The organism is Pseudoalteromonas sp. NGC95, from assembly GCF_015864705.1.
GTDB lineage: Bacteria > Pseudomonadota > Gammaproteobacteria > Enterobacterales > Alteromonadaceae > Pseudoalteromonas > Pseudoalteromonas arctica.
In genome coordinates this window covers 114049-138770 of sequence record NZ_JADYWR010000003.1, presented here as the reverse complement: position 1 = coordinate 138770, position 24722 = coordinate 114049, and the positions used below count along the sequence as shown (strand labels likewise).

The window sequence follows — 24722 nt, the reverse complement described above, 5'->3', positions numbered from 1 at the left end:
TTTATTTTCCTCGTAAACGTATTATTGTTTTATTAATGCCCCACCCTTTTATATGAGTAGCAGCCCAATGTTTGTTAAATTTAAGTTAACCCGATATAGCAATTACTGAGCCACTAATTAAAAACCATAAATTTCATGCGGTTACATGCAACAGTTGTTTTTATACGTTATAGTTGCACTATATGAGTGAAGGGCTCTGGGTTGTTAGAGTGCAAATAAAAAGCGTTACTACTTGCTCTTGGATTTAACAACTTGGTATTGTTCAAAAAAAGTATGAGAAGTTTGAAAATGCAAAAAACACCGCTAACTTACCAGCAGCAACTGCGCTATTCTCGGCACATTATGCTGCCGCAGCTTGATATAGACGGACAAGAGCGACTATGGCAATCGCATGCTTTAATTATTGGTGTGGGTGGGCTTGGGTGTGCGGTAGGTCAATACTTAGCGGCATCTGGCGTTGGGACGCTTACCTTAGTTGATAACGATGAAATAGACGTGACCAACCTGCAAAGACAAATACTGTATAAAGAAAGTGATATTGGTAGTTCAAAATGCAGTGCTGCTAAAAAACAGCTTAACGCGCTTAATAGTGAAATAGACATAAACACCATTGAGGCATTTTTTGATGCAAGTACCTCCACAGAACAATTATTTAATAACATAGATATAGTGATTGATTGCTCAGATAACCTAGCAACGCGTAATGCACTTAATAGCGCCTGTTTTAACGCTAAAGTTCCGCTAGTGTCAGGCTCTGCAATACGTATGGAAGGACAAGTCGCGTGTTTTACTATGGATGAAAACAGCCACTGTTATGGTTGTTTATCGCAATTTTTTAGTGAACAAACACAAAGCTGCTCTGAATCTGGTGTGCTTTCTCCTATTGTGGGGTTAATAGGCAGCATTCAGGCTACTGAAGCGCTAAAAATGCTTGCTGGTTTGCCAAGTGGTTTAAGCGAGCACTTATTGCTGGTGGATGGTTTAAGCATGGAGTTTAATCGTTTTAAAATAGCTAAAAACAGTCAATGTGCGGTATGCAGCATTTAGTTATTCTAGATTACTGATTGTTGTATAAAGCACATCGCCCACTTTAAAGTCGTTTTTGTCCCACACTCGTCTTGATGCCAAGCAATACAATGTTTGCCCATCTACATTAAGCGTTAGCTGCCACTTATTATTAATAAGCTCAGCCTGAGTTAATACCGACTTTAAAACATTACTGTGCGTTGTTTGCTCAGGCTTTAACGCACTAAACGACATTTGCTCACTTTCTATAATTAGCTTATTACTGCTATCTACAAGTGCAGGAAGCACAAAAAGCGGCTGCTCACTTTGCTGTAATTGCAGTTGATATAGCCCGTAGTCTTCATCAAATTTAACCACATTGTAATTAATTAAGCTCAGCGGTGTTTGTCTATCGTTTGCATAAATAGCTTTTGCAACGTGTGCACTTGCACCTTGGTTTATCACCTTACCTTTATCAAGCTGAATAAGGGTATCGCAGCAAAATAGCAGCTCTTTTAATGAGTGACTTACTATTATAAATTTAATATTAAACTTAACTGCAAACTCGCTAAGTTTAGTGAGCGTTTTAAAACGCAATGACCAATCAAGCGCACTAAAGGGCTCATCAAGCATTATAAATTTTTGACCGGCAAGCAAAGTGCGCGCAAATACTACACGTTGGCGTTCGCCACCCGATAAGCTTTGTACATCACGGTTTAGTAAGTCTTGTAATTCAAGTGTTTTAACAACGTATTCTAGCGTTAAGCTGGTTTGCTTATTCCCGCAGTGTTTTTGTGTAAACGCTAAATTACCTGCTACATCTAAATGAGGAAACAACGGGCACGATTGCAACTGAAGCGTAATACCGCGTTTATCGCTTGGCAACTCATGCACTGGCTGATTGTTTACATAAACACTTTTTGCAGGCTCTAAACCGCTAATACAACGCAGTAATGTTGACTTACCCGAACCGGAAGGTCCGTAAACACCCAATACATTAAACGACTCAAGCTCAAGGTTTATATCTAAATCAAAATTATTGAGTGCTTTAAAAAGGCTTAACTTAATCATGTTATTGCTTAACCCCTACAATGCTTTTATTAAACTTAAATAACAGCACTAAACAGGCAAACGAAATAGCCAGTAAAATAAGTGAAAGCTGATGCGCCGCCGTATAATTTAACGATTCAACATGGTCATAAAGCGCAATAGACACCACCTGTGTTTGCCCCTGAATATTACCGCCAATCATTAATACCAAACCAAACTCACCCAATGTATGCGCAAAGCCTAAAGCAAATGCGCTACCAATACTGGGTTTTAAAAGCGGAATAATTAAATGCACAAAGCGTTTAAACGGGCTTAACCCAAGCGCAATGGCAGCTTCGTTATAGGTTTGATTAATATGCTTAAACCCAGCCACAAGAGGCTGCATTACAAAAGGCAGCGAATAAAAAAGCGAGCCAATAACCACGCCCTGAAAACTAAACGCAAGCTGAGTACCCGTTAGCCAAAACCAAAACTGCCCAAAAGCGTGATCAGGCGAAAACAAAACAAGTAAGTAAAACCCTAATAACGTAGGCGGCAGCACTAAAGGCATTGCAATTAATGCCTCTAAAAATGGTTTAAATTTACCGTTATAGCCAGCGAGCTTGTAAGCCAGTGGAATGCAAAAAACAAGAAGGAGCACTGCGGTTATAAAGGCAAGTTTTATAGTTAACCACAGCGCGGTTAAATCACTTTGAAGCATTGTTGTCCTTTATTCTGTAACCTAATTCAATTAACTGTTGCTGCGTAGCCTGCGTCATTAAAAATTGCATAAGTTGCTTAGCGCTAGCATGCTTTTTAGTCGAGCTAATAATAACGCCTTGTTGAATTATATCGGGATATTGATTTATAGGCAGCACGGTGTAATCTAAATATTTTTGATCTTGCGTGTTACTGTAAGCCGCCTTTAGTGATGAAACTGCCACCAGCCCTACTCCTACATTACCACTTTCAACAAACTGAAACGCATGCGTGATATTATTCCCGTACACATAATTTACTGGCTTTTTAAAATGATTATTCGCGTAGTGCTCTGAGGCACGCCCGTATGGTGAAAAACGCGGATTAGCAATGGCTACTTTATTATTTACTTTTTCAGCTTTGGGTTGCCACAAAGCAAGTTCGCCTAACGCGTAAGTGATTAAACTGCTTTGCTCGGCATAGCCTTCTTTAATAAGTGATTGCGGTCGAAAATCGTCGGCCGATAAAAACACATCAAATGGTGCGCCATGCACTATTTGCGAATATAAAACACCGCTAGAAGCGGCTGATATTTTCACGTCAACATTAGGTAATGGGGATTTTTTTAGTAGGGTTTGCAATACAGTTTTAAAATTACTCGCTACGGCTACTTGCAGCGTTTCTTTTGCGTTTACGCCGCACGAAAGCATGCATGCGATAAGCAAAAAATAACCCAACCATGTATTGTAAAGCTTTGACATTATAAGTATTGTTTCAAAATAAAATGATTTAAGTAAGCAATATATATGAACGATGTTTGCAATGCACCCGGTTTATTGCCAATTGAAACTGCAATACACAATATACTTGGCACAATAGCGCCAGTTAAAGACGTTGAAACCATATCAATAATGCAAAGCGTTGATCGCGTTTTAGCAAGCGATGTTAAATCAACTATAAACGTACCCGCTCATAACAACTCTGCAATGGATGGCTATGCGCTGTGTATTTCAGATAAAAGCTTAACCTATACACAAGTAGGTAGTGTGTTTGCAGGTCAAGTTTTTGAAGGAACACTTACCCCTGGGCAATGCGTAAGAATAATGACCGGCGCCGCCATTGCACCAGGCGCTAACGGCGTTGTAATGCAAGAAAACGCCTCGGTTGATGGCGATAAAATTACGTTTACTGCGCAACCAGAACTAAATGAAAATGTACGTTTTGCTGGCGAAGATATTGCTATAGACGACGTTATTTTAAAAGCAGGCGATAAATTAAAAGCCGTTGATGTGGGATTACTTGCATCTTTAGGGATTGCCAATATAGACGTGGTAAGAACCTTAAAAATAGCCGTGCTTTCTACTGGCGATGAGCTAATTGAACCTGGTCAGCCTCTTAAGCAAGGCGCTATTTTTGAAAGCAACCGCGCTGTTATTATTAGTGCGCTGCAACAAAAAAATATAGACGTGATTGATTTAGGAATTATTCCTGATGACAAAGAACTCATTACTAATGCATTTTTGAAAGCGAACGAACTTGCCGATGCCGTAATAAGCTCAGGCGGTGTATCGGTTGGTGAAGCCGACTTTACTAAAGAAGTGCTCAACGAAATTGGCGAAATTCACTTTTGGAAAATAGCCATGAAACCAGGCAAACCTTTTGCCTTTGGTAAACTAAGTAACAGTTACTTTTTTGGCTTGCCAGGTAACCCTGTGTCGGCTGCTGTTACGTTTAATCAGTTAGTAGAGCCTGCACTGCAAAAGCTGTCGGGTCTTGGTGAAGTAAACCCTAAAATGCGCTTTAACGCTGTTACTACATCCGTTATTAAAAAGCGCCCTGGCAGAGCCGACTTTCAACGCGGTACAGCAACAATTAACGAGCAAGGTGACTTAGTCGTTGCCCCGTTTAATAAACAGGGCTCGGGTGTACTTTCGTCGCTTAGTAAAGCTAACTGCTTAATTGTAGTGCCAGCACAAAGCGGCAATATCGAAAAAGGCGCAACAGTAAGTATTGAGTTGCTATAAAGCCTAAAATGCTACAGCTAACTGTATAATTTAGCTGTAGCGCTATGTAGGTCTTAAAATATTTTTATATTTAATGTTTGAATTAAACAATTTAACTTTTCGCTACGCCCTACAAACTCTTCTTTGCTCAATCTATTAACACACTTTAGCGCATTTTTAGTCGCAAAGTATCTATCATAACTTAGGCTTCTTTCGCATTTAACACTATACGTTGAGGGCCAAGAGCCACCGGCCCCCGTTGCTATGCCAACAACGTTACATGTAGCATCTATATACTGCTCCCATGCTTTTATTTGTGCTTTAACTGCATCTACTTGGTAATCATCAGTTAGTTGCGGGTAAATTTCATCCATCATTTTACTGATTTTAGTTTTGTATCTATTACCCTCTAAATTATAAGTATTGCCGGTGTGCATTGCACCGCCTTCTGGCCAACCATCAGCGCTTTGTGCAAATGCGCCAAATGATGAAATAGCAAAAGCAAACCCAATAATAATTTTATTCATTTTAAATCCCTTTAATAATTAAAAACGCCTATAAAAAATGCCGCTAAGCTTAACTGAGCGGCATTTTATTATTCAATAAGCTTTTAAAGAGGTCTATTTAAAAACCGAATATTTTTAAATCAAAAAACTTAGTCGCCACTGTATTTATAAATATCACAGCTAGAATGACAGGAATAAACGTTGAAAGTGAAAAGTTAACGTACTTTTCCATCAAGCTTCCCGCATAATTAGGCGAACCTAAGCTTAGCTCTTGTGTTAAGCGTGCTTTTTTCCAGCGGTACATTACAAACAAACACACCATTAAGCCATTAAGCGGTAAAATTGTGTCGTAAAATACATCAACAATAATATCAAAAAAGCTCTTATTAACGCCGCCATAACTGGTGAACGAAGTAAGGCTGTCAATCATACCAAACGACATTGTACATAAAATAGTAAGTACACCGGTTGAAAGTGTAAGGATGCCCAATGCTTTTTTACGGCTAATACCTTTACGGTCACTTAGTGTTGCTGTCGGTACTTCTACTATTGAAACAAGTGAAGTAATCGCTGCAAAAAATACTAATAAGAAGAATGAGAACGCAACAATAGACGCACCTACATAACCAATATCATTTTGCAGTGCTAATAATATTTTAGGTAGGTATACAAAAATCATTGATACAGACGAGTCAGAAAGTGCTGATGGGTCTGTGTTTGGATCAAAGCTAAATATAGCGGGCAACACCATTAGGCCCGCTACAAACGCAACGAGTGAGTCCGTAATAGCGACCATTTTAGCGCTACTTACAATGTCATCCTTTTTAGAAATATACGACGCGTAAGTCATTAATATACCCATACCCAGCGATAGCGAGAAAAACGCTTGGCTTAATGCGCCATTAAGTACACTTGCACTCATCTTAGAAAAATCAGGAATAATGTAGTATTTAACACCGGCCATTGCGTTATCAAGCGTTAATACATAAGTAACTAAAGCAAGTAGCATGAAAAGTAAGGCTGGCATTAAAAATTTAGCGGCTTTTTCTATGCCTTGTTTAACACCCCCTAATAAAATTAAGTTAACAATAATAACCACAACGGCCATATAACCAAACACAGTGTAACTATTAATAAAAACACCAAAGTGGCCAGGATCTGCAAGTAAATCTAAATTACCGAGGCCTGTTTGCGTTAAGTAACCAAAAATCCAAACCGTAATTACCATATAAAACACAGCAATCATAAATGGTGTAAGCACCGCTAAAAAACCTGCTAGCTTCCATTTTTTATCGTTATTAGATAATAGCTTGTACGAACCAAGTGGATCTTTTTGAGCGTTACGACCCATTGCCATTTCAGCCATCATGACTGGTAAACAAATGAACACGACAAATAAAGCGTAAATTAATAAGAATGCGCCACCACCATTTTTGGTAGCAGAAACCGGAAAACCAACTAAATTACCAATACCAACAGCCGAACCTGCCGCTGCCATTATGAATCCGAGACGGGAACTAAATCGTTCTCTATTTTCGCTCATGCATAAAACCTTTTTATTATTTTGTATATTTCAGCGACTCTACCAGTGTTACACAGATATTTTCAAGCAATTACAGCTTAAAAATAAAATCGAAGTGTAAACCTGTGTAAATACGCTTTTAATTCACCAATTTTCAACGCTGTGGTAGTATTGCGTTAATCAAATTTAACAATTTTTATGAGATTCCTTATGTTGTACATGATTCACTCAACAGATGTTGAAAACAGCTTAGAGCTTAGAAAAGCAGCACGCCCGGCACATTTAGCACGCCTTAGTGAGCTTGATTCACAAAACCGTTTATTAACTGCGGGTCCGTTTCCGGCAGTCGATAGTGAAGATCCTCAAGAAGCAGGTTTTACCGGTTCATTAGTTGTTGCTGAGTTTGAATCAATAGAAGCAGCTCGAGAGTGGGCAGCAGCTGACCCTTACGTTGCCGCTGGCATCTATGAAAATACAATTGTTAAACCTTTCAAAAAAGTGTTCCCTGCTTAAAAGTGTATTAAACCCTAAGAGCGTGTGTTGCACTGTAATTCAGGGTTTGTTCACAAGATTTTAATTAAAATTACTGAGATAAAAGCGAATTTAGCGTTTTTACTTGAATTTTAGTAACTTAGTTAATTAAACTAAGTGGGTCTGGTTTAGGAGTTTTCCATTATGCGCGTATTATTAAGCCTCGGTTTTATTGCTTGTGTTAGCTTAGCTAACTTTGCTCAAGCAGCGACGGCCACCCAAGCATCTCATGCTGAGGTGGACAAAAAGAAAGCCGTAATACTTGCAAAGAAAACAATAGGCGGTAAGACCTTAAAAATTACCGAAAAAACAGATTTTTATACCGTACGAATACTCAAATCTGACGGCCACGTCGTTGATTTACATATAAATAAAAAAACCGGCGAAGTGAAAAAGGATTAACAAATGCGAATTTTAGTTATTGAAGACGATTTACATTTAGCAGATAACCTACGTAATGCTTTAGAAAAAGAACGTTACAGCGTGGATTTATGTCACGATGGTGAAGCAGGTCTTTTCCACATTACAGAATACCCGCTTGATATGGCCGTAGTTGATTTAGGTTTACCTAAAATAGACGGTATTGAGCTAATCAATAAAGCACGAGCACAAGGCATTACTATCCCTATTTTAATATTAACAGCGCGCGATCGCTGGCAGGATAAAGTAGAAGGTTTAGATGCAGGTGCAGATGACTACCTTACAAAACCATTTCATGTTGAAGAACTTATTGCACGTTGTAATGCATTAATTCGTCGCAGTGCTGGTAAAGCAAATCCAGAAATGACTGCGGGTCCAATTAAAATTCATACACGTTCACAACAAGTATGGGTTGATGATAAAGAACTTAGCCTTACAGCTTACGAATATAAAGTACTTGAATACTTAATGGTAAATCCGCAAAAAGTAATTTCTAAATCAGAACTTACTGAGCATATTTACGACCAAGATTTCGACCTTGATTCAAACGTAATTGAAGTATTTGTACTACGTTTGCGTAAAAAGCTTGATCCAGAAGGCGTACTAAACCCAGTAGAGACACTACGTGGGCGTGGTTACAGGCTTAAAAGCCAGTGGTAATACCGCAAATATCGTTAAAAATAAGGCAAGGATTTATCCTTGTCTTTGTTTTATTAGTCGCACTCCCTATCTTATTTTATTCAATTGGCAAAGCGTATTACGCTTCACTTGTTGATGCGACAGAAAAAACCCTCGAGGCACAGCTCTACTCGCTAATATCTGAAGTCGACTTTACTGAGCATGGTATTATTATGCCCAGCACTATTTTAGCGCCTGAGTTAAACAGATTAAATTCAGACACCTACGCAATGATTTACCGCGATGATGACCCTGTTTGGAACTCAGAATCGGCTGTAAATTTAAACTATGTACCAGAGCAAATAGAAACCAAAGCCGGTGCCGCCGACTTCAGGCGTGTGGAGTATAATAGTACCGCGTACTGGCAACTTAGCCTGACTGTAATTTTAAACAACATAGATCAATCAGAACAAGCTCGCTTTATATTAGTCAAACGTAACGACGCTCTACTTCGTATAATGGATGGCTTTAAGCAAACCCTTGTAGATTGGATGTTTATCATGGGGATTGCAATTGCAGGCCTAATGGCGATTGGTTTCATTTGGAGCGCTCGCCCACTCCAACGACTCGATAAAGAAATAAAAGCGATTGAATCGGGTGATATTCAAGAAATTAAAGGCCTCTACCCTGTAGAGCTGCAAACAATAAAAGCAGACCTAAACTTGCTACTTGAGTCGCAACAGCGCCAAAAAGAGCGCTATAGAGCCTCATTGAGCGACCTTGCTCATGCACTTAAAACACCGCTTGCAGTACTAAAATCAAGTCCATTGGCAAACGATGCCGATGCACAAGAACAACTCGACCGAATTAATGTGATGATCGAGCACCAATTAAAGCGTGCTGCAACGGGTGCATCAGACACGTGGAAAAAGCAAACACCTATTAAGCCAGTACTCGATTCAATACTCAGTGCTATGGCAAAAGTATACCGTGATAAAGATATTATTTTTACCTGCACCGTAACCGAAAAAGATTACTTTTTAGGTGACCAAACAGATTTAACGGAATTACTCGGTAACTTGATTGATAACGCCTGTAAAGCGTGTCGCTCGCAAGTAGAAATACAAGTAATCCAAAGTAAAACTCTGTGTATTGGAATTAGCGATGATGGCCCTGGTGTGCCAGAGGATAAACGTGAATCTTTACTTACACGTGGTACTCGCCTCGATACATACGAAAGCGGACACGGCGTAGGCATGGCGATTGTATCTGATTTAGTTAAGTCGTATAACGGGACACTTACCATTACCGATGCTGATAACTTAGCCGGCGCTCAATTTATCTTAGAGTTTAATTACAATGACAAAAAGTAACTATTTATTAAAACTAACTGCCATTGTGCTATTAACTACAAGCCAGTACAGCTTTGCAGATGAGGCATGTACTTTAGCCGCTAAAGCAACAACCGATGAAGCTAAGCGGTATATTCAATGCCTAGATAGCCAGATTGATAAAGCAAAGCAAGCACAAGGCAGTTGGATACAAAAGCGCAAATATGAGCTAACTAAATCACAAGAAAGCACAGGTAATACGCAAGTACTGCCGTTATTTATGCGCAGCATTAAAAATAACGAAAAGTACCTTGAGAGTGCCTGCCAATGGCGTTACTTAATAAAACTTCCTAATGCGACAACAGCAGCCATTAGCTATAAACTCTGTGAAATTGAGCTTATAAATCAATTTACAAAATCACTAAAACACCCATTTTAACGTAACTTAAGCACACTAAACTAGTTATACCAACCTGCATAAATCTTTGATCAATTTAACGAATTAAATTGCACTATAACGTCGTTAAAAATTTTTTATTTAGAACAACTAGATACAAAAATTTTTGCCTAGTTCTAGCGTAATTTTCTTAACGTTAAATAGACCTCGTATATAAGCAGATTGGTATTACGTTTCACTACTCGTTCCCTTTAGCCTACTTGACAATTTATTCATATCAAAACAAACTACCTACTAGTAGATTGCTAAATAGCTAATAGGTAAACAAATGACTAAACCAGTAATAATTATAGGTGGCGGACTGGCCGGCTTATACAGTGCGTATAAATTACAACTGCTTAATATTGAGTACTTATTACTGGAGGCTAAATCGCAATTAGGCGGCCGAGTTTTTGCTGCGCAATCACCAATAAATAACGATGTTAGTTTTGATTTGGGTCCTACGTGGATATTTCCTCACCAACCAAAAATTCAAGCTTTAGTAAAGTCACTCCGCTTAAGTATATTTGAGCAATACAACAAAGGTGATGTGTTATATCAAGCGCCTAATTCCAAGCAGCCTCAACAAATTGCAGGTGCTGGAGATATGCAACTATTTAGACTCAAACACGGCATGAATACCTTAATAACTGCCTTATACGAGCAACTTAATCCTGATTCAGTGTTATTGGAACACAATGTCACTGAGCTTAAAAAAGGTGATAATAACTGGCAAATTACGGTTAATCACTTAGGTAATATAAAGCACCTTACTACTGAAAAACTAATTTCAGCTATTCCTGCTCGTATGGTTACAACACACTTAACACCTGAACTATGGGCTACTCCAACGCTCATAAACCGCCTTAGTAGTGTACCTACATGGATGGCAGGACAAGCCAAATTTATAGCTACTTTTGAACATGCATTTTGGCGTGATAAAAACTTATCAGGACAATGCTTTAGTCGCGTAGGCCCAATGGTCGAAATTCACGATGCCAGTGCTGAAGATGGCAATTACGCCGCATTATTTGGCTTTATAGGTGTGCCCTACTTATCAAGAAACCAAGTAACTAAAGAGCAATTAATTCAAGCCTGTGCCCAGCAGCTTAGCTACTTTTATGGTAAAGATGCTGAAAAGGCAACGGGGTATTTTATTAAAGATTGGGCAGACGATAAGTTTGTAGCTAATAGAGACGATCAAACTCAGCCTTCGCAGCACCCAGAATTTGATTTTTCAGGCTTAGATGAGCAATTAAATAACTTGAACATTCATTTTGTAGCGAGTGAGTTTGCAAAACAAGAAGCAGGATATTTAGAAGGCGCAATAAACGCAGTGGATGACGCTATTAAATTGTTTGTTAATTAATAGCCCTGTATTTACTGATAATTTAACCATCAAGGGCTTTAATTTTACAGCCCTTGATGATTATAGATGTTAGTTATTTTTAGCAACGTCTTCGCCACTGCCTAGTAAGGTGGCAACCCACTTACCTTCAGCACTGGCTTCTAAGCCTATTTTTACAATCATAGTTAATGGCACAGATAAAAGCATACCCACAGTACCTAATAACCAGCCCCAAAATATTAATGATAAAAATACCACTAGCGTTGAAAGACCCAGCCCTTTGCCCAAAAACTTAGGCTCTACAATATTGCCCATCACCGTATTTATTGTTAAATAACCTGCAGCAACCAATCCCGCAATTAACGGACCTTGAGTAATAAGCGCAAGTAATACAGCCGGTACAGCCGCAATAATTGACCCAATATTAGGAATGTAATTGAACATAAATGCCAATACCCCCCACAGCACAAAGTAGTCAACGTCTAAAATCCATAAGTAAAACGCAGCAATAATACCCGTACCTAAACTTACTAGCGTTTTAATTGCCAGATATGAATTAATAGACTCTAAAAAGCGGTCAATTTGCTTCATTTTGCTATCGGGATCTTCAAGTGCCATGTGTATTTTTTTGCTCAGCATTGGCCCTTCAAACAACATAAAAACAACGGTTAAAATAATTAAAAACATGTTTGCCATTACGCCACCTAAACCGGTGAGCATATTAGTGGCTACATCAACCATTTTACCTGGGTCGAACATATTGATTAACTGTTCTTTATTAATCAATATGTTGTATTGAGATGCTAAATCTACAAGCCATACAAATTCTTCTTTGAGTTGTGTTTTATACTCAGGAAGTTGCTGCGAAAAATCGTTTATTGATTGCCCTACAAGCCCGCCAAGGCTTACACCTAAGCCAACTATAATAAGCACTACCAACATAACAGCAATGCCTTTAGGAATTCGGTAGCGCGCAAAAAACTTGATAAGCGGATTACAAATAATGGCAATAAACGCCGCCAAAATAAACGGAATAATAATTACACTTGCCGCTTTTATCCCCGCGAGTACGACCACTAAGGAAGCAAAAACTATTAAGCTTTTATTTACTCCAGTTAAACTTGCCAATTTATTAATCCTTTTATTAATTATATGGCTTTAGTGTAAGGCAAAAGGTAATTAAATGAAATAATTACGAAGTGATCATAAAAGCCTGTTTTACGTATAAATTTGCAAAGCTGTTTGCTAGCGAGTATGTTTTTTAATCACTTGCTACTATTTTATTGTAAGGATTAATAATGCATATATTTGTTACTGGCGCGACGGGATTAATTGGTAAGCACTTATGCCCTTTTTTACTTCATCATAATACTGTTACTGTGCTTAGCCGAAATCCGACTAAAGCAAACGTATTATTGGGCCATAAAGTTAAAGCCGTAAGCAATGTTAATGCAGTAGATTTTAACACTGTTGATATTGTTATTAATCTAGCTGGCGAACCTATTGTAAATAAACGCTGGAGCGACAAACAAAAGCAAATAATACGCGACAGCCGTATTGGTGTTACACAACAAATTAGCGAAGCTATTAAAGCTTGTAGCACTGCCCCGCATACTTATATATCTGGAAGCGCCGTTGGGTTTTATGGTCGACAAAATAGTAACCCTATTGATGAAACTTTTGAAAACCCACACGACGAATTTAGCCACCAGCTTTGTAAAGACTGGGAAAATGCAGCGCTACTCGCGCAATCAGAACACACCAGAGTGTGCCTTTTGCGCACGGGTATTGTTTTAGCTAAAAAAGGTGGAGCATTAAGTAAAATGCTACCCGCTTTTAAATTGTGTTTAGGCGGTCCAATTGGTAATGGCGAGCAAGGAATGTCGTGGATACACATCGACGATATGATTCAGCTAATACTTTTTATTATTAAGCATCCAGAAATATCTGGCCCTGTTAACGCAACTGCGCCAAATCCTGTAAGCAATGCTCAATTTGGTAAAAGCTTAGGCGAGGCGTTATCGCGACCTGCATTTATCACTATGCCCACTGCAGTACTTAATCTATTAATGGGTGAAATGTCAGACTTACTAACAACGGGACAATTTGTAGTCCCTAAAAAGGCACTCGTTCATAATTATCGTTTTCATCATCCTGATATTAAATCAGCTTTAGAGAGTTTGGTTTAGCGGGCGTTAATAATTCTTGAGGTAAAATATGAAAATTGAAAAAGCAATCCTTTTAACTGAATTGACCTTTTCTTATTAATACATAATAATTACAATAGTTAGTTAAATATATATTTCATCATTTTATAATAAAGAGAATAAATCATGTTTCATTTGCCTACTGTGATCTTCTTCTCTTTTATCCTTAACTTGTTCATAAGCTTATTTTTTCTCTCAATTTATAAATATAAAAAACAAACATCTTTTTTATTATTTGGTTTAGCCTGTGCCACATTTGCATTAGCCGAAATACTGGCATGTTTGCGCTTATTCATAGACTTTCCTTTAATAACCCACTATTTAGCTAGTGTTTCAATGATTACTAGCCCACTTTTAATCATTGTTGGACTATATAAATACAAAAACGTACAAAATATTAGCTTAATGCCTCTTTACTGTATATTTGGTTTTTCTAGCTTATTGTTATTGGCAATTTATCCTTTCGGTGCAGCAAAAATGCTAACGAGTTTAGTAATTGCCGGATTATTTATTTACACAGCGTATTTAATCAAAAGCATGAGCTTTGTTGCTAAAGCCCAGAAAAAGGCGTTAATTACCTGCTTTTTAGTGCACAGTGGAGTTATGTTTTTAAATGCTATATTTCTATCAATACCGGTACTTAGTTCGAGTATTCAAGATGTAGCAACCCCTTTGCAAATTGTGCTTATTAGTCATTTACTATTAGCCACACTGAGTGCTCTTATACTGCCATTTTTGTTATTTTCCAATAGTGAATATACGCTATCGAACCTTGCCAATACCGACTCTCTTACACAGTTATTTAATCGCAGAGGTTTCTTTAATAACGCCAAAGCAGTCCTTAAACAACCTAATAACAATGATATAAATGTATCTATAATTATTCTAGATATCGACTTTTTTAAGCATGTAAACGATAAGTACGGCCACGACACGGGCGATCAAGCAATTAAATGGATTGCGCAGCACATAAAAGAGCAATTTTTTGATGAAGGTATTTGCGCCAGAATAGGCGGTGAAGAATTTGCAATATTACTACCAGACTATTCTCTACGAGCAGCTAAAGAATATGCAGAGCATTTACGTGAAAATATTTCTAAGCATCCGTTTTATTATCAAAACGCGCATATAAACCTATCTGTGAGCGCCGGAGTGAGTCACTCTGTAAATGGTAAAATGAGTGTAAAAGACTTACTGTCGTTGGCTGATAAACGCCTTTATCTTGCTAAAGAAACCGGCAGAGATAAAGTAGTTAGCTTTGACGAAAAAAACCTCTTAATGCAGTGCTAATTATTTTACAAGCTATTATAAAAAAGGTTCTTCCTATAAAAACGTGGTAACTCTTTGTATTTATAGCGACTTGTTCCTATTTAGTTATATCAATTAGCTCAAGTATTTATGCAGGTTAGTATTAAACCTCTACATAAAAAAAGCCCTTCATTCGAAGGGCTTTGGTATACACAATAGAGTTAATAAACTACTTACAAGACAGTGTAGCTTCGCCTGCCTTATTTGGCACAAACTGAATATTAGCCACAGAAATTGACGCTTTACCATTGCTGCGTAAGCTAAATGGGCTTGTTAGGTTTGTAAAATTAACACCCTTATCAGCAAAACAACCTAAATCGATTGATACTGACTGCCATTTATTCTCAATGGTTTTATCCACTACGTTTGCTAAATCAATGCTTGCACCACATTCACCCGAGCAAGTCATAGCAAGTGCTATATCGCTCGTTAGTGCTTCGTTTAATTTAATATCAAAGCTAATCACACTATCGGCTTCAACGTAAGCAATGGTATCTTCTGCGAAGCTTGTTACTATTTCAGCACTGGCTTTTTCTGCACCGCTAAAGTTAAATTGGCGCGCGTCTTCTTGTACTATTTTGTCCTCAGTTCGGTATTTAATTGCACCAAATTCATGAGTACTACTCGATACATCTAAAAGCTCATCGCCCGATTTTAACAATAAGCGCCATGGTGCTACAGGTGCACCAACAAGTATATCCATACTCGTAAGCCCTGAGTTATCAAGTTTAGAGTCTTCATCAAGGTCGTCAGCTAATACGTTTTTATCGCCGTATGTTAAACCAAAACCATAAGGGAGTAATGGGTCGTAATTTTCATCGCCTTTATTAACTGCAGTTTGTACCGCTGATTTAGGCCAAGAAAACGATAATTTACCTTTAAAGTTATTTTGAGTGGTGCCGTCTGCCGCTTTTAATAAAACATCAGCAATACCTGCGCCTTCTGTACCTGGCAACCATGCAGCTACAAACGCGTCAGATGCGTTAAGTTCGCTGTTAACCCACATAGGTCGACCTGATATAAACACCGATACAACAGGGATACCTTGCTCTTTTAGCGAGCTTAAAAGTGCTAATGACTTTTTATTTCCGCGCTCAAACTCAAGGTTATCTTTATCGCCGTGCCCTTCTGCGTAAGGTTCTTCACCAAATACAACAATGGCAACATCAGGACGTTGATCAAACGTACCATCAGCACTTAAAGTAACACTTCCACCTGCTGCAGATATTTGTTCTTCAAGCCCTTTATATATCGAAGTAGCACCAGGGAAATCAGCATTTTTATTATTAGTCCCCTGCCACGTAATACTCCAACCACCCGACTGTTTACCTATATTATCAGCACCATCACCTGCAACAAGTACGCGTTGATTAGCTTCGATAGGTAATAGGTTATTTTTATTTTTAAGTAATACAAGCGATTCGCGCACAGCTTGACGTGCAACTTCGCGATGCTCTTGCGCGCCAATAAGTTCTGTTTTACCCGAGTAAAGACGCTTAGCCGGACTTGGTTTATCAAATAAACCAGCGCGAAGTTTTACGCGTAATATTCTGCTCACTGCATCATCAATACGCGACATACTAATTTCGCCTGACTTAACTTGCGCAATTGTATTGTTATAAAGTGGCTTCCAGGCACCTGTTGGCACCATAAATATATCGAGGCCTGCATTAACGGCTTGTGCACAGCTTTCGTTAGTACAGCCTTTAATTTGCCCATGACCATTCCAATCACCCACTACAAAGCCATCAAAACCCATACGTGTTTTTAATACATCTGTAAGTAAGTATTTATTGCCGTGATTTTTAACGCCATTCCAGCTATTAAAAGACGCCATAACCGATTGGCTACCCGCCGATAAACCGCCTACATAACCTTGGGCATGAATATCAAATAGCGACTGTTCGCTATCTATATTATTTCCCTGATCATCCCCATCAACCGTGCCACCGTCGCCAATAAAGTGTTTAACGGTACTAATTACACGCTTGTCACTTAAAAAGTCGCCATCGGCTTTACCTTGTAAGCCATTTACTATGGCTGCTGAGTAATCATGTACAATTTTTGGATCTTCTGAGTAACCTTCGTAGGTTCTTCCCCAGCGATCGTCGCGCACTACGGCAACTGTGGGTGCAAATACCCAATCAATACCCGTAGCCATTACCTCTACTGCAGTAATCGATGCTATTTGCTCGATTAAATCAGGGTTATTCGCCGCGCCTAAACCAATGTTGTGCGGAAATAACGTGGCACCAATTACATTATTATGGCCATGTACTGCATCGGTGCCCCACATAGTTGGGATACTACTGCCATCAACTGAGTCATCGACAGAAGCTTGATAAAAGCTCTCTGCTAAGGCCACCCAGTCCATTGGTGTTGCATGTTTGTCGCCATTAGGGAATGCACCACCGCCATTAAGATATGAACCGAAGCCATATTTACGCATGTCTTCAACGGTAATATCACGAATTTCTGGCTGAATCATTTGAGCAACCTTTTGCTCAAGTGTCATGGCTTTTAAATAGTTAACTATTTTAGCTTCAATATCGGCGTCTTTTTTAACGGCAATATTAAGTTTTGGCCAAATTTGCGCTGTTTTAGATAACGTTTCATTACTTTCAACCGATGTCACAGCGTCCTTTGAACAAGCCGATAAAGTACCTACTGATGCAATTAATGTTGCTAAGGCTATTTTATTAAGTGTAAAAGGGGTTTTCATTATAGAGTCTCCTGCGCTTGAACTGGTTTACTACCGCTTAAACCATAGAACACGATAAATATGTAACATAAAATAGGTAAAACATACGAAAGTTGAACACCCACACTATCAGCAAGTGCACCTTGTAAAAGTGGCACTATTGCACCACCCACAATCGCCAAACACAAAATACCAGAGCCTTGAGCTGTATGCTTACCAAGCCCATTTAACGCTAAACTAAAAATAGTGGGGAACATAATAGAATTGAATAAACCAACCAATAGTATTGACCACATTGCTAATTGACCCGACGTGCTCATGGCAATAACGACTAAAATAATAGCCATGGTTGCATTGAAGCCAAGTACTTTACCAGCGGGTAATTTTTGCATTACAGCAGCACCAATAAAACGCCCAACCATAGCACCACCAAAATAATAAGTGATGTAATGAGCTGCAGCATGCTCTTTTAGTCCTGCAATATGTTCTTGCGCTAAAAAGCTTACTAAAAAGCTACCAATTGCCACTTCTGCGCCAACGTACATAAATATACCCACAGCACCTAATACAAGATGGCGATACTGCCAAGCACTGCCTTCAATTGCCTCTGATTTTTCGGCTTCTGCTTTTTGCTCGCTCATAATGTCTGGTAATTTAAGCCATGCAAAAATACCGGCTAGTAAAATAAGCATTGCAGCTAAAAGGAGGTAAGGAAGTTGAACTGACTCTGCATTTTGTGCAGGTGTTAAAAAGGCTTCTGACGCTGAGTCCAGAATTAACAGAGCACCAAATGATGGCGCAACCGTAGTACCTAACGCGTTAAAAGCTTGAGTAAGCGTTAAACGAGAAGACGCTGTTTTTGCTGAACCCAACAAACTTACATAAGGATTTGCAGATACTTGTAATAACGTTATGCCACTGGCAAGTACAAATAAAGCGAATAAAAATACAGGATAACTATGTAAAGACGCTGCTGGGTAAAATAAGACACACCCTACTGCCGCAATTAAAAGCCCAACCACGATTCCTTTTTTATAACCAAGCTTTTTAACAATGTGTCCACTAGGGAGTGACATTAAAAAGTAAGCGCCAAAAAAGCAAAACTGCACAAGCATTGCTTGTACATACGTTAAATCGAAAACCGCTTTTAAATGCGGAATCAAAATATCATTTAAGCAAGTAATAAAACCCCACATAAAAAACAGTGAAGTTAAAGATGTAAGTGCAAAACCATAGTTTTTATCTTGGTGGTTTTGCGACTGTGTGTGTGATGTCAGTGGTGCTGAACTAGCCATGTGCTCTCCGCAATTTATTATTATAAATTGATCTTCAGTAAGTAATTAATACAACCCCCGCTAAGGCGCAGTATTTAAGAGTTGACCTGAAGATTAATTAACATTAATCTAAAAATGTAAGCGCTTTCACGGCTAATTAAATACGAACATGTTACATATTTCAACAACTTTTATTTTTAATAATATTTTGTACCCGCTGAAAGTCAGTAAAAATAAGCGCTAAGCGTGCAATTAAGTTCTCAAAAAGGTTTGTAACCAATGACAAAAATATCATTACCATTTAATTCACCTCTATTAACAAAAGACTTTGTTTATGGTGTAGCTACAGCATCATTTCAGATAGAGGGCGGATATGAGCATCGCTTACCGTGTATTTGGGATACCTTTTGTAGTACTGCAGGTAAAATTGCTGACAATTCACATGGTCATATTGCCTGCGATCATTACAACAATTGGCAACAAGACATAGATTTAATAGAGTCTCTAGGTGTTGATGCTTACAGGCTTTCTATTTCATGGCCTCGCGTGATGACTCAAGACGGAAAGTTAAATCCCGTAGGCGTTAAGTTTTATACTGATATTTTAGATGAACTAAAACGAAAAAATATAAAAGCCTTTGTTACTTTGTACCACTGGGATTTACCGCAACACCTTGAAGATGAAGGCGGCTGGCTCAACAGAAAAACAGCTTATGCATTTGAGCAATACGTAGAACTAATTACTAACGCGTTTGGAACCCGAGTTTATTCGTACGCTACATTAAACGAACCCTTTTGCAGCGCGTTTTTGGGTTACGAAATTGGCATACATGCCCCAGGTCTAGTCGGTAAGCAGTATGGTAAAAAAGCAGCTCATCACTTATTACTCGCTCATGGTCTGGCCATGAACGTGCTAAATAAAACATCGCCTAATACTAAAAACGGCATTGTGCTTAACTTTACACCCGCATATCCACTTACTGATACTCAGCAAGACATAGACAGTGCCAAATACGCTGATGACTACTTAAATCAGTGGTACATGAAACCAATAATGGATGGTAAGTACCCCGATATAATTAACCAATTACCAAGCGATCATTTACCAGACATACACCCTGGTGATATGGAATTAATTTCTCAGCCAATTGATTACTTAGGCATTAACTTTTATACCCGCCAAATTTATAAAGCGCACCCTACTGACATTTATGAACCCATTGCACCTACAGGTCCGTTAACTGATATGGGATGGGAAGTTTATCCGCAATCGTTCACCGACTTGCTCGTATCGCTAAATAAAACATACACCCTACCGCCTATTTATATAACAGAAAATGGCGCAGCCATGCCCGATACATATAATAATGGTGAAGTTAACGACTTAGATCGTTTAAATTACTATAATGATCACTTAAATGCGGTTCATAATGCGATTGAACAAGGTGTTGTTATAGATGGCTACTTTGCTTGGAGCTTAATGGATAACTTTGAGTGGGCAGAAGGTTATTTAAAACGTTTTGGTATTGTGTATGTAGATTATAAGACGCAGCAACGCACCATTAAAAATAGTGGTTTAGCTTATAAAGAACTCATCTCTAAAAGATAAGAGTATACCCACAACTAAAAACAAGTATAAAGCGGGATAAACAATCATGGTCAGTGTAAAAGAAAAAATAGCGTATGGCTTAGGCGACACCGCCAGTAATATTATTTTTCAAACAGTTATGATGTTTTTAATGCTGTACTACACAGACGTAGTGGGTTTATCGCCTGCTGTTGTAGGTACTATGTTTTTAGCAGTGCGTATTTTTGATGCCGTAACCGACCCATTAATGGGTAACCTTGCTGATAAAACACATACGCGCTGGGGGCACTTTCGCCCCTATTTACTGTGGCTTGCCCTTCCCTTTGCCATTATTAGTATTTTAGCGTTCACTACGCCCGATTTAGAAGGCACCGATAAAATAATTTATGCCTTTACTACTTACACTCTGCTTATGGTTGTCTACACCGCTATTAATATTCCGTATTGTGCTTTAGGTGGCGTACTTACAAGCGACGCAAAAGAGCGCGTAACCATTCAGTCTTATCGGTTTGTATTTGGTATGTTAGGTGGTGTTATTGTAGCGGGTTGTACTATGCCAATGGTTGAGTATTTTGGCCAAGGCGATGCAGCAAAGGGCTATCAATACACAATGACTGCAATGAGTATTTTAGGCCTTGTACTGTTTTTACTTTGTTTTTTAGGCACAAAAGAGCGTATACAACAACCTAAAGAGCAAAACATTCCTTTTGCCCAAAGTGTTAAAGCATTAATTAAAAACGATCAATGGCGAACACTTTGCTTAGCTGCATTCTTTTTACTTACCGGGCAAGTATTAAGGCTTACGCTTGCTGTTTACTACGTAAAGTACTATTTAGGTCGAGACGATTTAATCACTTTATTTATGACGCTAGGTGTTGCAGCCAGCATGGTAGGTTGTGCTTTAGCTCAACCACTTGCAAAGCGCTTTTGCAAAATAAAGGCCTATATAAGCTTACAAGTTATTGCCGCCGCTATTTGTGGTTTTAGTTACTTTATTAGTAAAGATCAATTAGTACTCGCATTTACTGCCTTTATTTTATGGAAATTCTTTTTAGATATGGCAACCCCGTTGTTGTGGGCAAAAATGGCCGACACCATAGATTACGGGCATGAAAAAACAGGTGTACGCATTACGGGTTTAGTTTATTCAGGCGTTATATTTTTTATTAAAATGGGCGTGGCTGTAGGCGGCGCAATTGCAGGCTGGTTGTTATCTTTTTACAGTTATCAGGCCGATGCAGTACAAACTATTGATACCCAACACGGTATTTTACTGTCATTCACTGTACTACCTGCTTTTGGCTCATTATTTGTTGCCTACATAATGAAAAAATATACACTGACTAATCAGGTTGTTGAAAATATTCAATCTAAACTAACAGCTAGTTAAGATATATACTCTAAGGTATTATTTAGCCGAAGTAGTTAAGGATAAGCGAGTGAACAAATAACATGGCAACAATTTATCAAGTCTCAGAGCTTGCGGGCGTATCGTTAGCCACCGTTTCTCGCGTGATGAACAAAAATACCCGTGTAAGCGATAAAACTAAACAAAAAGTGCTTGATGCTATGGCGCAGCTTGGCTACAAGCCTAATTCAATAGCGCAATCTTTAGCCTCTAACTGTACTAACAGTGTCGGTATTTTAGTGTCTGAGTTACATGGCCCTTTCTTTGCCCAAATGATGGCAGGTATTGAGTCAGAGCTTCGTGCTGCGGGTAAACACGTTATTATTACCACCGGACACAGTGAAGAAGACAAAGAACAAGAAGGCATTGAGTTTTTAATTAGCAGACGCTGCGATGCCATTATTTTGCACGTAGAAGCCGTCTCAGACGACTACCTAATAAAACTAAGCCAAGGCTCTACACCCGTTTATTTAATGAGCCGTTACGTAGAGCAACTAAAAGACAACTGTATCAGTCTAGATAATCAATTAGGTGGTTACCTAGCTACTAAATCGATATTAAATCAAGGCCATACACAAATAGCGTATATTGCAGGCCCGCAGTTTAAAGCCGATGCATTTAATAGACTTGAAGGTCACAAACAAGCGCTTACAGAGGCTGGTGTTAAATTTGATCCTACGCTTTATTATATTGGCGACTTTAACGAAACTGGCGGTAGTAAAGGCTTAAAACATTTTATTGATGAAAAACTTAGCTTTACTGCACTGGTATGCGCCAATGACGAAATGGCCTCCGGTGCCATGAAGTATGCACGAGAGCACGGTTATAACTTACCAATTGATTTATCGATTGTTGGATTTGATAACGTTATTTTTGCAAACTACCTATACCCTACACTCACGACCATAGATAATCCGGTCGGAAAAATGGGCGAAATGGCTGCTAAATTAGTGCTTAAAGACGTATATCAAAATAAAAACCTCGTTATAAACCGCTTTTTTGAACCTACTTTAATGCAGCGAGATTCATCAGCGCCACTTATTAAATAAAAACCAAAGACTAAAAACGAGTACTGATTTTGGTACAAAAAAAGCGGCTAAATGCCGCTTTTTGTATGTGAGCTACTTAACAATCCAAGGCGTTACTTTAATAACGTTCGATATATCGCCAAGCACTGCGCTATCATCTTCCCAGCTATCTTCAACTGCAAAATAACACACTGACTTTTCACACGTTATATTTTCATCATCAAATTGCATTGGGCTTTTAAATGTAACTGCTACGCCCTTTTGCTCTGGTAATAAAAACCACATTAATTTACTTACAAAAAAGCCCGACAAATCAGTTAATAGCTCATCAAGCTCTTCGTTAATGGTATATAACGACTGCTTTGAAAATGCTAAACCTTCAAGTTCGTTTGCTTCTATTTGTAACTTTAATTGGCAATCGTGTACAGGATTGAGCGGCTCTACTACAATGACCGCTTTATCGGTATCAAGCTGCTTATCGAACGGCAATAGTAATTGTGCTTTATCGGTAAAGTTAAGTGGATACTCGTTTCTTTCGGTTAAAATAGTACCGCTTTTAATCGCACATGTTTCATTAGTACCAATATCACTAATGTAAAAGTTAACTCGCGCATATTGAAAATCGCCTTTGTTAACAATTTTTAAGCGGTCGTAAAAACCGTCATACGACATCACAAATTCTCTCGCATTTACATTAAATGCACTGATGCTCAGCAGCACTAACACAATAGCGTTGGTACAATTAAAAATGTATTTATTCATCAAAGTAGGCTCTATTTTGGCTAATCATCGTGTTTAACTCTTCTATATACGCTTCACCGCGCTCAGAGTAAGACATTAAACCATGTGTAAGTTCAGTCGCTAAAATTGGTTTTTGCTCAAGACGTAAGTTTTCACGTATTGCGCGCAAATCTTTATAAGCAGGATGCGTATTTATGTTTTTAAAGTAAGAGTTTATAGCAGCTCTTACCGATTTAAACGCAGCAACTTCGTGCGCAGCCCCGGTATTACGGCGTTTTGGCACCATGCCACAACCTTTTGTGTAGCACCACTGACCAAAAAAGTTAAGGCCAATACGTGCAAAACGCGAAGTGCCCCATGCAGATTCGTTTGCAGCTTGCATAAGCGCTAATTCTTTAGGAATTATATCAACACGGCGTAGTGCTTGCGTAAGTATTAGCGTATCAACTGTGGTTGGTAAGTCATACGACTTTAAAATTTTAGCAATATCTTTGTTTTGCTTTTTTTCTAAAGGTAATTCGTTTTGTAACATCATGCGTGCTATTTCGAGCTTAGCGCGTTGCTGTAATATTTTTTTATTTTCGGCTTCAACGTGCGGACGAATAAAGCTAAAAAATGCATGTTTTTTTTCTTTAACATCACTAAATTCTGAAAACTTTGGCAGTTTTACATTATGTAATGGTTTTTCTTTTTTCTTCACTTTTTTTGGTTGTTCTGACGTTTGTTCATCTAGTTCAACATCATCATTTTGTATAAACGGATATGCAAGCGCCCATACAAAAAACACGGTTAGTAAAAGCTTAAAAATCGTTTTTAACATGTATTCTCTCTTTGAAACAACAGCTATGCATGGTTAATACACAAGCATACGAAGGCGCATTATACCTAAGCCACTTTATAAACGCGAATAACTGGGGTTTGATGACCTTTTACGGTTGAATTTTCAGCAGTGTATTTGAATTTTAGATAAAACAGAGCCTATGTAGTGCATTTGTTCATTCGCAATTTATAAGTCCATGG

At 38.5% G+C, this 24722-nt stretch carries 23 protein-coding genes; 13 read left to right on the top strand and 10 right to left on the bottom strand.

Annotated features, from left to right (window positions below):
• The first annotated feature begins 288 nt into the window (after nucleotides 1–288).
• Complete coding sequence (gene moeB / locus I6E70_RS04470) at nucleotides 289–1047, top strand: molybdopterin-synthase adenylyltransferase MoeB (RefSeq protein ID WP_197188123.1); 759 nt, start codon at nucleotides 289–291, stop codon at nucleotides 1045–1047.
• Here the strand turns inward: moeB and I6E70_RS04465 are convergent, their stop codons facing one another.
• From I6E70_RS04465 to modA, 3 genes are read right to left on the bottom strand one after another with little or no spacing between them, the layout of a single operon-like run.
• Nucleotides 1048–2076, bottom strand: a complete 1029-nt coding sequence (locus I6E70_RS04465; protein ID WP_197188122.1) for an ATP-binding cassette domain-containing protein — start codon at nucleotides 2074–2076, stop codon at nucleotides 1048–1050.
• 1 nt (nucleotide 2077) lies between these two features.
• Nucleotides 2078–2755, bottom strand: coding sequence for a molybdate ABC transporter permease subunit (gene modB, locus I6E70_RS04460; protein ID WP_002959821.1), 678 nt, complete (start codon nucleotides 2753–2755; stop codon nucleotides 2078–2080).
• Nucleotides 2742–3494: a molybdate ABC transporter substrate-binding protein gene (modA, locus tag I6E70_RS04455; protein WP_197188121.1), complete on the bottom strand. Its 753-nt coding sequence runs from the start codon at nucleotides 3492–3494 to the stop codon at nucleotides 2742–2744. Before modA ends, modB begins: the two co-directional genes overlap by 14 nt.
• A gap of 45 nt (nucleotides 3495–3539) precedes the next feature.
• Between modA and moeA the strand changes: the two genes are divergently transcribed.
• The gene (gene moeA / locus I6E70_RS04450; RefSeq protein ID WP_197188120.1) at nucleotides 3540–4757 is read left to right on the top strand and encodes a molybdopterin molybdotransferase MoeA; all 1218 of its coding nucleotides are present in this window, start codon (nucleotides 3540–3542) and stop codon (nucleotides 4755–4757) included.
• 53 nt (nucleotides 4758–4810) lie between these two features.
• Here the strand turns inward: moeA and I6E70_RS04445 are convergent, their stop codons facing one another.
• Complete coding sequence (locus I6E70_RS04445) at nucleotides 4811–5263, bottom strand: hypothetical protein (RefSeq protein ID WP_197188119.1); 453 nt, start codon at nucleotides 5261–5263, stop codon at nucleotides 4811–4813.
• A 97-nt stretch (nucleotides 5264–5360) separates the two neighbouring features.
• Nucleotides 5361–6785 (bottom strand): sodium-dependent transporter, encoded by a 1425-nt coding sequence (locus I6E70_RS04440; protein ID WP_010552537.1) that lies wholly within the window; start codon nucleotides 6783–6785, stop codon nucleotides 5361–5363.
• Nucleotides 6786–6974: 189 nt separating this feature from the next.
• Between I6E70_RS04440 and I6E70_RS04435 the strand changes: the two genes are divergently transcribed.
• The 6 genes from I6E70_RS04435 (at nucleotide 6975) to I6E70_RS04410 (ending at nucleotide 11469) form a co-directional block, all read left to right on the top strand.
• Nucleotides 6975–7277 (top strand): YciI family protein, encoded by a 303-nt coding sequence (locus I6E70_RS04435; protein ID WP_010552536.1) that lies wholly within the window; start codon nucleotides 6975–6977, stop codon nucleotides 7275–7277.
• 162 nt (nucleotides 7278–7439) lie between these two features.
• A complete protein-coding gene (locus tag I6E70_RS04430) occupies nucleotides 7440–7697 on the top strand; it encodes a PepSY domain-containing protein (protein WP_002959808.1) in 258 nt (85 codons plus the stop codon).
• A 3-nt stretch (nucleotides 7698–7700) separates the two neighbouring features.
• Nucleotides 7701–8375, top strand: coding sequence for a response regulator transcription factor (locus I6E70_RS04425; protein WP_007375447.1), 675 nt, complete (start codon nucleotides 7701–7703; stop codon nucleotides 8373–8375).
• Entirely contained in the window at nucleotides 8369–9706 is a 1338-nt protein-coding gene (locus I6E70_RS04420; protein ID WP_197188118.1) for an ATP-binding protein, read from the top strand. The genes I6E70_RS04425 and I6E70_RS04420 overlap by 7 nt, the downstream gene beginning before the upstream one ends.
• Nucleotides 9693–10103: a hypothetical protein gene (locus I6E70_RS04415; RefSeq protein ID WP_197188117.1), complete on the top strand. Its 411-nt coding sequence runs from the start codon at nucleotides 9693–9695 to the stop codon at nucleotides 10101–10103. Before I6E70_RS04420 ends, I6E70_RS04415 begins: the two co-directional genes overlap by 14 nt.
• A gap of 286 nt (nucleotides 10104–10389) precedes the next feature.
• The gene (locus I6E70_RS04410; RefSeq protein WP_197188116.1) at nucleotides 10390–11469 is read left to right on the top strand and encodes a flavin monoamine oxidase family protein; all 1080 of its coding nucleotides are present in this window, start codon (nucleotides 10390–10392) and stop codon (nucleotides 11467–11469) included.
• 69 nt (nucleotides 11470–11538) lie between these two features.
• Here I6E70_RS04410 and I6E70_RS04405 read toward each other — a convergent pair whose 3' ends face one another.
• The gene (locus tag I6E70_RS04405; protein ID WP_007585280.1) at nucleotides 11539–12576 is read right to left on the bottom strand and encodes an AI-2E family transporter; all 1038 of its coding nucleotides are present in this window, start codon (nucleotides 12574–12576) and stop codon (nucleotides 11539–11541) included.
• 170 nt (nucleotides 12577–12746) lie between these two features.
• On the opposite strand from I6E70_RS04405, the gene I6E70_RS04400 reads away from it, so the two are divergent.
• On the top strand, nucleotides 12747–13637 hold the full coding sequence (locus I6E70_RS04400; protein ID WP_197188115.1) for a TIGR01777 family oxidoreductase: 891 nt from the start codon (nucleotides 12747–12749) through the stop codon (nucleotides 13635–13637).
• Between the two features lie 354 nt (nucleotides 13638–13991).
• Nucleotides 13992–14945 carry a GGDEF domain-containing protein gene (locus I6E70_RS04395; protein WP_197188114.1) on the top strand — a complete coding sequence of 318 codons (954 nt, stop codon included), beginning with the start codon at nucleotides 13992–13994 and terminating at the stop codon, nucleotides 14943–14945.
• A gap of 187 nt (nucleotides 14946–15132) precedes the next feature.
• Here the strand turns inward: I6E70_RS04395 and I6E70_RS04390 are convergent, their stop codons facing one another.
• Both I6E70_RS04390 and I6E70_RS04385 read right to left on the bottom strand, forming a co-directional pair.
• A complete protein-coding gene (locus I6E70_RS04390) occupies nucleotides 15133–17685 on the bottom strand; it encodes a glycoside hydrolase family 3 protein (RefSeq protein ID WP_197188113.1) in 2553 nt (850 codons plus the stop codon).
• Nucleotides 17685–18959 carry a sugar MFS transporter gene (locus I6E70_RS04385; protein WP_197188112.1) on the bottom strand — a complete coding sequence of 425 codons (1275 nt, stop codon included), beginning with the start codon at nucleotides 18957–18959 and terminating at the stop codon, nucleotides 17685–17687. Before I6E70_RS04385 ends, I6E70_RS04390 begins: the two co-directional genes overlap by 1 nt.
• Before the next feature lie 258 nt (nucleotides 18960–19217).
• On the opposite strand from I6E70_RS04385, the gene I6E70_RS04380 reads away from it, so the two are divergent.
• From I6E70_RS04380 to I6E70_RS04370, 3 genes are all read left to right on the top strand, one after another.
• The gene (locus I6E70_RS04380) at nucleotides 19218–20546 is read left to right on the top strand and encodes a GH1 family beta-glucosidase (protein ID WP_197188111.1); all 1329 of its coding nucleotides are present in this window, start codon (nucleotides 19218–19220) and stop codon (nucleotides 20544–20546) included.
• A gap of 46 nt (nucleotides 20547–20592) precedes the next feature.
• Nucleotides 20593–21915, top strand: coding sequence for a glycoside-pentoside-hexuronide (GPH):cation symporter (locus tag I6E70_RS04375; protein WP_197188110.1), 1323 nt, complete (start codon nucleotides 20593–20595; stop codon nucleotides 21913–21915).
• A 62-nt stretch (nucleotides 21916–21977) separates the two neighbouring features.
• Nucleotides 21978–22982 (top strand): LacI family DNA-binding transcriptional regulator, encoded by a 1005-nt coding sequence (locus I6E70_RS04370; protein WP_010552528.1) that lies wholly within the window; start codon nucleotides 21978–21980, stop codon nucleotides 22980–22982.
• Between the two features lie 72 nt (nucleotides 22983–23054).
• On the opposite strand, the gene I6E70_RS04365 is transcribed toward I6E70_RS04370, so the two are convergent.
• Entirely contained in the window at nucleotides 23055–23723 is a 669-nt protein-coding gene (locus tag I6E70_RS04365) for a DUF2987 domain-containing protein (protein ID WP_007585308.1), read from the bottom strand.
• Nucleotides 23716–24522: a glucosaminidase domain-containing protein gene (locus I6E70_RS04360; RefSeq protein ID WP_197188109.1), complete on the bottom strand. Its 807-nt coding sequence runs from the start codon at nucleotides 24520–24522 to the stop codon at nucleotides 23716–23718. Before I6E70_RS04360 ends, I6E70_RS04365 begins: the two co-directional genes overlap by 8 nt.
• Nucleotides 24523–24722: the final 200 nt, after the last annotated feature.